This window comes from Pseudomonas sp. GZD-222, assembly GCF_049310525.1.
Taxonomy (GTDB): domain Bacteria; phylum Pseudomonadota; class Gammaproteobacteria; order Pseudomonadales; family Pseudomonadaceae; genus Aquipseudomonas.
This window is the reverse complement of record NZ_JBMOWO010000151.1, coordinates 26,295-34,604: the sequence shown is the minus strand read 5'-3', so window position 1 is coordinate 34,604 and position 8,310 is coordinate 26,295. Positions and strand designations below refer to the sequence as shown.

Annotated in this window: 7 protein-coding genes; 1 reads left to right on the top strand and 6 read right to left on the bottom strand. The window is 63.4% G+C overall.

The window, feature by feature from the left end; all coding sequences use genetic code 11:
- Positions 1 to 362: 362 nt before the first annotated feature.
- Genes ACO6VD_RS27260 through ACO6VD_RS27235 form a run of 6 tightly spaced genes read right to left on the bottom strand, consistent with a single transcriptional unit; the run spans position 363 to position 5,809 of the window.
- Positions 363 to 1,247, bottom strand: a complete 885-nt coding sequence (locus tag ACO6VD_RS27260; protein WP_422422918.1) for a ChaN family lipoprotein — start codon at positions 1,245 to 1,247, stop codon at positions 363 to 365.
- Positions 1,248 to 1,303: 56 nt separating this feature from the next.
- The gene (locus tag ACO6VD_RS27255; protein WP_422422917.1) at positions 1,304 to 2,071 is read right to left on the bottom strand and encodes a heme ABC transporter ATP-binding protein; all 768 of its coding nucleotides are present in this window, start codon (positions 2,069 to 2,071) and stop codon (positions 1,304 to 1,306) included.
- A complete protein-coding gene (locus tag ACO6VD_RS27250) occupies positions 2,071 to 3,054 on the bottom strand; it encodes a FecCD family ABC transporter permease (protein ID WP_422422919.1) in 984 nt (327 codons plus the stop codon). Before ACO6VD_RS27250 ends, ACO6VD_RS27255 begins: the two co-directional genes overlap by 1 nt.
- Before the next feature lie 50 nt (positions 3,055 to 3,104).
- Complete coding sequence (locus tag ACO6VD_RS27245; protein WP_422422916.1) at positions 3,105 to 3,992, bottom strand: heme/hemin ABC transporter substrate-binding protein; 888 nt, start codon at positions 3,990 to 3,992, stop codon at positions 3,105 to 3,107.
- Between the two features lie 12 nt (positions 3,993 to 4,004).
- Positions 4,005 to 5,075: a hemin-degrading factor gene (locus ACO6VD_RS27240; protein WP_422422915.1), complete on the bottom strand. Its 1,071-nt coding sequence runs from the start codon at positions 5,073 to 5,075 to the stop codon at positions 4,005 to 4,007.
- Positions 5,076 to 5,092: 17 nt separating this feature from the next.
- On the bottom strand, positions 5,093 to 5,809 hold the full coding sequence (locus ACO6VD_RS27235) for an energy transducer TonB (RefSeq protein WP_422422914.1): 717 nt from the start codon (positions 5,807 to 5,809) through the stop codon (positions 5,093 to 5,095).
- A 242-nt stretch (positions 5,810 to 6,051) separates the two neighbouring features.
- Between ACO6VD_RS27235 and ACO6VD_RS27230 the strand changes: the two genes are divergently transcribed.
- A complete protein-coding gene (locus ACO6VD_RS27230; RefSeq protein WP_422422913.1) occupies positions 6,052 to 8,280 on the top strand; it encodes a TonB-dependent hemoglobin/transferrin/lactoferrin family receptor in 2,229 nt (742 codons plus the stop codon).
- The last annotated feature ends 30 nt before the right edge of the window (positions 8,281 to 8,310 follow it).

Below are 8,310 nucleotides of genomic sequence, written 5' to 3'. Positions count from 1 at the left end.
ACCGGGAGACCAGCTAACCCGGTGGGAGCGGGCTTGCCCCGCGATGGCATCAGCCTGGCTCCGCCAGCGTCTGGTTTCGAAGATGCGTCAGCACAGGCGCCGCCCGTAACTTTGCGACTTCAGGAGGCTGAGTGGAGGGCACCGGAGCGAAGGGACCCGGAGCGTAGCGTAGGGCCGTATGCAGGAGCAGGCGGCTTTGCCTACTTTCCCCAAGAGGAAAGTAGGCCGCCGTAAGGGCGGAAGGGGCTGGCAGCAGCGCCACAGCAAATGGATAAGCTCACAGCCACAGCATCCAATCTAACCCAACCCAAGAACCCCGGGATTCCATGAAGAACCTCCCAAAAGGGGGTACTGGTATCAAGTCAACGACGAAGTTTGGCGCAATGATCCTGCACCGGCTGTGCCGCCGTGTACCACACATAATCAGCGCTTTCAGCCGTCACGGTCTTGCCCACCTCGGCCAGGATCAATACCTGATTCCCTTCACCCGCACCCAGATCGCTCAGGTGCAGCGGCACCCCCAGATCCTTGCGCACATGAAAGGCCCCGGCCAGCAACAGCGCAGGCGCCGGGGCGGCCAGCAGGCTTTCGGCCATGCGCCGGTCGCGCTGTTGTTGCACGGCGAGCATGGCCGGCATCTGCGTTTCGGGCAGCAAGCCGCAATGCGACTCGCGGATATCATCGAGCAGTGTGGCTTGAACCTGCGGGAGGGTAGACGCTGTACCCTCAAGCACCGGACGCTGCTTGTAGATCTGCATGATCTGCGCGCGGTTCAGGTTGGCTGAAAGCAACGGGTAGGGTTGACGCAGGGCATAGGTGACCAGCGCGCCATACACGCTCCAGTCCCAGTTGGCCTGCCAGGCGAGCGCCTGGAACGGGTCGCTCGGCGGTTGCCCGGCACGGGTCGCCGCCTGGGCGGCATTGACCTTGTCTTGCTGGTCCGGATTGATCATCTCCATCAGCAGGCTGCCTTGTGCCCGCTGGCTGGCCAGTTCGCGCAGCAGCCACAGTTGCAGGGCATGGTGGTCGGGGTTGTCGTGTTGTTCACCGACCAGCACCCGAGGTGCGGTGGCCAGGCGTTCAACCAACTCTTGCGGGCTCAAGGTGCGGCCAGTGGCCAGTTCGCGGATCACCCCCAGTTCGGCATGGTCACGACCTTGTTGCGCGATGGGCGCCGGTGGTGGCAGTACGTCTCGGGACTGGCAGGCCGCCATCAGGCTGACCAGGCAAATCAATAGCAGGCGCATCGGGATTCCTTGCTCAGTAGTGACCCCTCGATCACCGCAGGATGAGGGGTGTGTTTTCAGCGTGCGATGATCAACGGGTGGCCACGTTCCGGGTGCTGGTGAATCAGCACCTGTAACCCATACACCGCCGCCAGCGCATCAGCGGTCAGCACTTCTGCCGGTGGGCCGTAGGCGTGGGGCAGGCCGTCTTGCAGCAACAGCAGTTGATCGCAGTAACGTGCAGCCAGATTGAGGTCATGCAGGATCACCAACACCGCCGCGCCACGTTCGGCGAAGTCGCGCACCGCTTGCAAAATGGTGTGCTGGTGCAGAGGGTCGAGCATCGAAGTCGGTTCGTCGAGCAACAGCGTCTGCCCCTCGGCACCGGGCCATAGCTGGGCCAATACCCGGGCCAGGTGAACGCGTTGGCGCTCACCACCGGACAGCGCCAGGTAGCTACGTTCGGCAAGGTGCATGGCATCGGCGGCGGCGAGCGCTTCGCTGACGATTTCGGCGTCACGCACGCGGCCAGTGGCATGCGGCAGGCGCCCCATGCCGACTACTTCATTGACCGAAAAAGCGAAGTTCAAGCTGGAACTCTGCGGCAGTACGGCGAGGCGTTTGGCGCGCTCCTGGCCGGGCCAGTCGGCAAGCGCGCGCTGGTCCAGGCTGACGTGGCCCTCGGTAATCGGTAACTCGCCACACAATGCCGCCAGTAAGGTGCTCTTACCGGCGCCGTTGGGGCCGAGCACACCGAGCACTTGCCCGGGATGCAACTGGATACCAATGTTGGCCAGTACGGTGCGCTGGCCGCGGCGTACCAGCAGGTTGTCTGCTTCAAGCATCAGGTGCGCCCCCGTACCAGCAAAAAGAGGAAGAATGGCGCACCGATCAGAGCCGTCACGATGCCGATCGGCAATTCGGCGGGCGCCAGCAGCAAGCGCGCGATCAGGTCAGCCAGCAGCAACAGACCTGCGCCAGCGAGCAAGGAGGCGGGCAGCAACACCCGATGATCCGGGCCAACCAGCAGACGCATCAGGTGCGGTACCACCAGGCCAATGAAACCGATAAGCCCCGCCGCTGCAACGGCGGCACCGACGCCCAAGGCGGTACACAACACCAGCTCCAGTTTGATTCGCTCGACATCGAAGCCCAGGTGACGGGCCTCCGACTCACCCAGCAGCAATGCATTGAGTGCGGCGGCGCGGCGCGGCAGCCACAAGGCTACTCCCACAGCCACAATCAACAACGGCCACAGGCGTTGGTAACTGGCACCGTTGAGGCTGCCCAGGTTCCAGAACGTCAGGGTGCGCAGGGTGGCGTCATCGGCCAGGTAGGTGAACAGGCCGACCCCGGCCCCGGCCATGGCGGTCATCGCCACACCCGCCAGTAACATGGTAGCGACGTTGGTCTGGCCATTGCTGCGCCCGAAGCGATACACAACAAAGGTGACGATCAGGCCGCCAGCAAAGGCGCACACCGACAGCACATAAGGCTCGATGGCCGGCGGCATGCCACCGACCAGGCTGCCGCCGACGATGGCGATGGCCGCCCCGAGTGCGGCCCCGCCCGATACGCCGACCAGGCCCGGGTCGGCCAAGGGGTTGCGGAACAACCCCTGCATGGCTACCCCGGACAACGCCAGCACCGCCCCGACTGCAACCCCGAGCAAGGTGCGTGGCATGCGAATCTGCCCGAGGATCAGGTCCGCCTGTTGCGTGGTGTCGCCGTCCAGCGGCAGGCCGATCAGACGTAACCCGGCCTTCAGCGTTTCGCCCAAGGGCAGGCTGACCGGCCCAAGGGCCAGCGACAGCCAGACCACCAACACCAACACCAGTCCCAGAGCGAGCAGCATCGGCCGCGGTCGGACAATCGCCGTCATTGGCCAGCCTCGGCGCTCAGCGTCTTGACTTGCGGATAGAAGGCTGTGGTCAGCATCGCCAGCGCATCCGGCACCCGCGGGCCAAGGCCACCGACCAGCAGGGTCGGGTCGATCACCAGCACGCGGCCGTCACGACCGGCCTGGGTTTGCACCAGTACCGGGTTCTGCTCAAGTAACGCGGTACGTGCTGCGTCGCCTTGCAGACGACTACCGGCCAAGAGAATCACCTGCGGATCGAGGGCCAGCATGGCTTCGCTGGACACCGGCTTGTAGCCATTGTGTGCACCCAGGCTTTGGCCGCCGGCCTGTTCGATCATCCAGGCCGCCAGGGTGTCCTTGCCCGCCACTTGCAGGTTGCCCCCGGAATGGCTGAGCAACAGCAATACCCGTGGCGCCGGATGCTGCTGACGAGCCTGTTCGACCACGGCGGCCTGCTGTTGCAGACGCTGCTGGTAGTTGTTCAGCAGAGCCTGCGCCTGAGACTGCTGGCCCAGCAACTGGCCCAGCGTTGTCAGGTTTTTTTGCAAGGTGGGCACATCGGCCTTGGCCGATAGCAACTCAATGCGCACGCCCGACGCCTTGAGTTGTTCGAGAACCGGCGGCGGGCCCATTTCATTACTGCCGACCAGAATGTCCGGACGCAGGGCGAGAATGCCCTCGGCCGCCAGCGCACGCTGGTAGCCGATGCCGGGCAGGCTGTGCAACGAACGCGGGTACTGGCTGGTGCTGTCGACGCCGACCAGCTTGCTTTCGCCGCCCAGGGCAACGACCCATTCGCTGAAGGCACCGCCAGCGCTGACCCAGCGCTGGGGCAAAGTGTCGCTGGCGCTGGCCAGCTGGCTGAACAGCACGCCAGCGCAGGCCAGGAGGATTTTCTTACGCATCAAGGGGTTTCCTCAGGCGGTCATCAGGGGGGCGGATTCTGCCAGAGTACGCCAGTCGTCACGCTCTGGCACACCTGGCTTGCGCACACCGAACAGCTGGATGACCAGTTCGCCGTTGGCATCGAAGCCTTCGTAGCTGGTGACGATGCCATCAACGCTTGGCTTGCGCACACGCCACAGTTCAGTCACGCCTGTGGTCTTCAGGTGCAGGTTGAATGCGGGGTCGAGCACGTTGAACCAGGTGTCCATCCAGCGCAGGTTGCTGACCGGACCCGAGTGGATCTGGATGCAGTGCTGGTTGCCGACGAACACCATGATTGGCACTTCGCGCTTGCCGGCTTCTTCAATAAGGTTGGTCAGCTCGACGGTGGCCAGCGGCTCGGCCCATTGATGACCGGCCAGGCGCAAGGCCTGGGTGCGCGCTACATCATTGCGCTTGAGCAGGGCGAAGAAGTCGTGGGTGTCCTGAAGTTGCGACCACTCAGTGCGCAGCTTGTCGGCGTCGACGTCGGCGTCGGCGCGCGGGGCTTTGGCAGCGGGCAGCGGTTGCAGGTCCAGATCAGCGCTTTGCTCTTCGGCACGCAAGCGTTCTACCAGTGGTGCCCAGGCAGCCTCTTCGCTGGTGGCGGTGAGGAACACCTTGTGCACGGCTGTGCCTTGGCGGTCAAAGATCTGGATGCTGCGCTGAGGGCCGCGTGCGGTGTCTTCGTCGACGGCGAACACGCTGGCCCAGCCGCTGAGGAACAGGCGCAGGTCGATGTCCGGCGACAACACCATGCCCATCTGGCCGCTGCCCATGATGGTCACTTCGTGATAAACGCCTTTGCGCTCGTGGACGCAGTGCTCGTTGCGGGTCAGCGCCATGATGTAACCCAGTTCGCCCAGCGCAGGCAGCAAGGTTTTCCATTCCGGGCGCAGGCGCACGGTGTCGACACCCAGGCGGCTGGCGGTCAGTTCGGCCTCGCTGACCCCGAGCGTGCTGGCGGCATCGCGTGCACGCAGGCCCGCTTGCTCGGTGCGTAGTTGTTGCCACTGCTGATACAGCGCAGGGCCGGCGGTCAGGGCGAGAGTAGGGGCAGTCATGGTTTAACTCCTCAGGGTCATCGGTTCGCCGTCAGGGCGAATTCTATTGGTATTTCCACGCGGCTGGGCACGGCCCGGCCATCGATTACTTCCGGGCGAAAGCGCCACCGGGTCACGGCGTCGAGTGCGGCCTGATCAAGGCTTTGCACACCCGAAGACCGTACCAACGTGAGCTTGAGCTGGTTGCCACGCTCATCCAGGCGCACCTCGACGCGGACAACCCCTTGCTGGTTGCGGCGACGGGCTTGCGAGGGATAGCGAGGTGGCGGGGGAGGGCTGACGAAATTGGGACGCAGGCTGAGCACCGGGGCAGCCGATGGCATAAGCGGGAGGCTGTTGGTATTTGCCGGTGCTGGTCGGCTTGCTGCTTGCGCTATCGGCGATGCTGCAGGCGCAACGGCAGGCGGGCCGGGACGCGGTTCGACGCGTGGCGGCGCTGCTGATTTGACGATGGCCGGAGGCGCTTGGGCTGGCAGCGGTTTGCTGACTGTCGGCGCGGGCTTCGCCACGACGGGTGTTTTCGGCGGCGCGGGAGCTACGGCCGGCGCTACCGCTTGCGGGCGAGCGGGTGCTGCCGGTACGGCCTCAGCGGCGGCTGCAAGGCTGACCAGTTGAATGGCCAGCGGCGCTTGCCAGGTCATCGGCTCGGGCTGTGCCCGTAGCGAGTGCAGCAGCCAGCCTGCGCCCGCATGCAGCGCAACTGACAGTACCAGATAGCCCCAAGGTTGCTTCATGCACGCACTATTTTTATTAATAAGAATGCATATGGTAATAATTTGCATTTGTAAGTCAAGCTGGTTATTGTCGCCGCCGCTGCCAACGGAGCGATTTCGGTGACGCACCCTTCACAGATAAGGGGCCAATTACTGAGCGCATAACAAAATCAAACATATCCCCGTCAGCCCCGACGGTTAACGCAGGAGCGCCCGATCGCCGACCTGCAAGCACCGCGGCTGACCATCAGGAGTTAAGTTAGATGTCGATCCGCCCGCCATTTCCCCAGCGTTCCTGGCTTGCCTTGCTGCTGCTTTCGCCATCGCTGGCCCTGGCTGCCGAGCCCGTTACCCAGTTCGATACGATCAGCGTGACCGCTACGCGCACCGAGCAAACCCTGTTGCAGGTGCCGAGTACGGTGTCGGTGCACGACGAACGGGAAATCGATCAGCACAACGACAAGAACCTCAAGGATCTGGTGCGTTACGAGCCGGGCGTTTCGGTCAGTGGCACCGGCAACCGCTTCGGTCTGTCGGGCGCCAACATCCGCGGTATCGACGGCAACCGCGTGTTGACCCAGGTCGATGGTGTGCGGGTTCCGCAAAGCAACTTCTTCAGCCCGTTCCAGGACGTGCGCAGCAACTACGTCGACCTCGACACCATCAAGCAGGTGGAAATCATCCGTGGCCCGGCGTCCTCGCTGTACGGCAGCGATGCCATTGGCGGTGCGGTCAGCTTCCTGACCAAAGATGCTGCCGATTACCTGGAAGAGGGTGATGACACCTACGCCCGCTTCAAGACCGGCTATGACGGCAGCGATGACAGCTGGCAGCGCAGCGCCACGTTCGCCGGCCGCACCGGCAGCGTTGATGGCCTGTTGCACCTGGGTCGCCGTGACGGTCAGTCGACCGATACCTTCGGCGGCAACGGCGGCGTTGGCAGTGCGCGTGAAGAAGCCAACCCACTCGACTACACCACCGAGAACCTGCTGGCGAAGCTGGGTTGGGACTACGGTGACGGTAACCGCCTGCAGTTCACCTATGAGCGTTACCAGGATGACGCCAACAGCAACCTGCTGAGCGATATCACCTCACGGGCGACGTTCACCAGCCCGGCGATTCTCGGTTCGCAATCGAAAGACAGCATTGACCGTGACCGCTACAGCCTGGAGCACACCCTGAGCCTGGACAGCCTGCTGGCCGACCAGCTGAAATGGCAGCTCAACTACCAGGAAAGCAACAACAGCCAGAAAACCCTGCAGCAGCGCCAGACCGCCACCAGAGTCAATCGCGTGCGTTCGCGCGACTCGCAGTACGATGAGCGTCTGTGGAGCCTGAACACCCAGGCAGACAAGCAGTTCGCCGTCGGTGATACCCGCCACCACATGATCTACGGTGCCGAGCTCAAACGCATCGAAGCCAGCAACCTGCGCAAAGGTAGCGAAGTTCGCCTGGACACCGGCGCGACAGTGCCGGCCACCGAGAATTTCCCGGTCAGCGACTTCCCGGATCCGACCAGCGAATCCCTGGGGCTGTTCGTCCAAGACAGCATCGAAATCGGCCGCTGGACCCTGTTGCCGGGCTTGCGCTACGACTACTACCGCCAGACCCCGCACGTCACTGACGAGTTCCTCAACGGGCTGCCGGCAGAAACCGATCCCTCGCGCATCACTGACGATCACATCTCGCCAAAATTCGCCGTCACCTATCAGCTGACCGAGCATGAAAGCGTCTACGGCCAATACGCTGCCGGCTTCCGCGCGCCAAGCCCGGTGAATATGTACGGTGAGTTCAGCAACCCGCAATTCGGGTACCAGCAGATCGGCAACCCGGACCTGAAACCGGAAACCAGTGACAGCTACGAATTCGGCTTGCGTGGCCGCTATGACCTGGGCAGCTTCGGTGTCGCCCTGTTCTACAACAAGTACAAAGACTTCATTGCCACCGACACCGTGCCAGATCCTAACGGCACCGGCCTGTTGACCTTCCAGCCACGTAACCTGGGCAAGGTCACCATCCGCGGCGCCGAAGCCAAAGGTGACATCAAGCTTGATGCCTTCATGCCTGCCGGTACCCGTGCCCTGGGTTCGATTGCCTACGCCCGTGGCAAGGATGAAGAGTCGGGCCAGGCGCTCAATAGCGTCGATCCGCTCAAGGCCGTTATTGGCCTGGGTTACGATGCGCCGAGTGGCATTTATGGCGGGCAGTTGACCTGGACCCTGGTCAAAGCCAAGGACCGCGTCGACCACACCGGCGACGCCGACTTGCTGATCGACCGTCAGTTCGAAACCCCGGGCTACGGCGTACTCGACCTCAATGCCTGGTGGCAGGTCACCGAGCAAGTGTCGATCAATGGCGGCTTGTTCAACGTTACCGACAAGAAGTACTGGAACTGGGGTGACGTCCAGGGCCGCGATGAAGAATCCGCGAGCCTGGGTCGTCTGACTCAGCCAGGGCGCTATGCAGCGGTCAACGTGATCTGGGAAATCTGATCCAGGCCGCTGCTGTCGGTGGGAGCGGGC

Coding starts and splice junctions, on each gene's coding strand:
- ACO6VD_RS27260 (WP_422422918.1), bottom strand. CDS start 1,247: ATGCGCCTGCTATTGATTTGCCTGGTCAGCCTGATGGCGGCCTGCCAG.
- ACO6VD_RS27255 (WP_422422917.1), bottom strand. CDS start 2,071: ATGCTTGAAGCAGACAACCTGCTGGTACGCCGCGGCCAGCGCACCGTA.
- ACO6VD_RS27245 (WP_422422916.1), bottom strand. CDS start 3,992: ATGCGTAAGAAAATCCTCCTGGCCTGCGCTGGCGTGCTGTTCAGCCAG.
- ACO6VD_RS27240 (WP_422422915.1), bottom strand. CDS start 5,075: ATGACTGCCCCTACTCTCGCCCTGACCGCCGGCCCTGCGCTGTATCAG.
- ACO6VD_RS27235 (WP_422422914.1), bottom strand. CDS start 5,809: ATGAAGCAACCTTGGGGCTATCTGGTACTGTCAGTTGCGCTGCATGCG.
- ACO6VD_RS27230 (WP_422422913.1), top strand. CDS start 6,052: ATGTCGATCCGCCCGCCATTTCCCCAGCGTTCCTGGCTTGCCTTGCTG.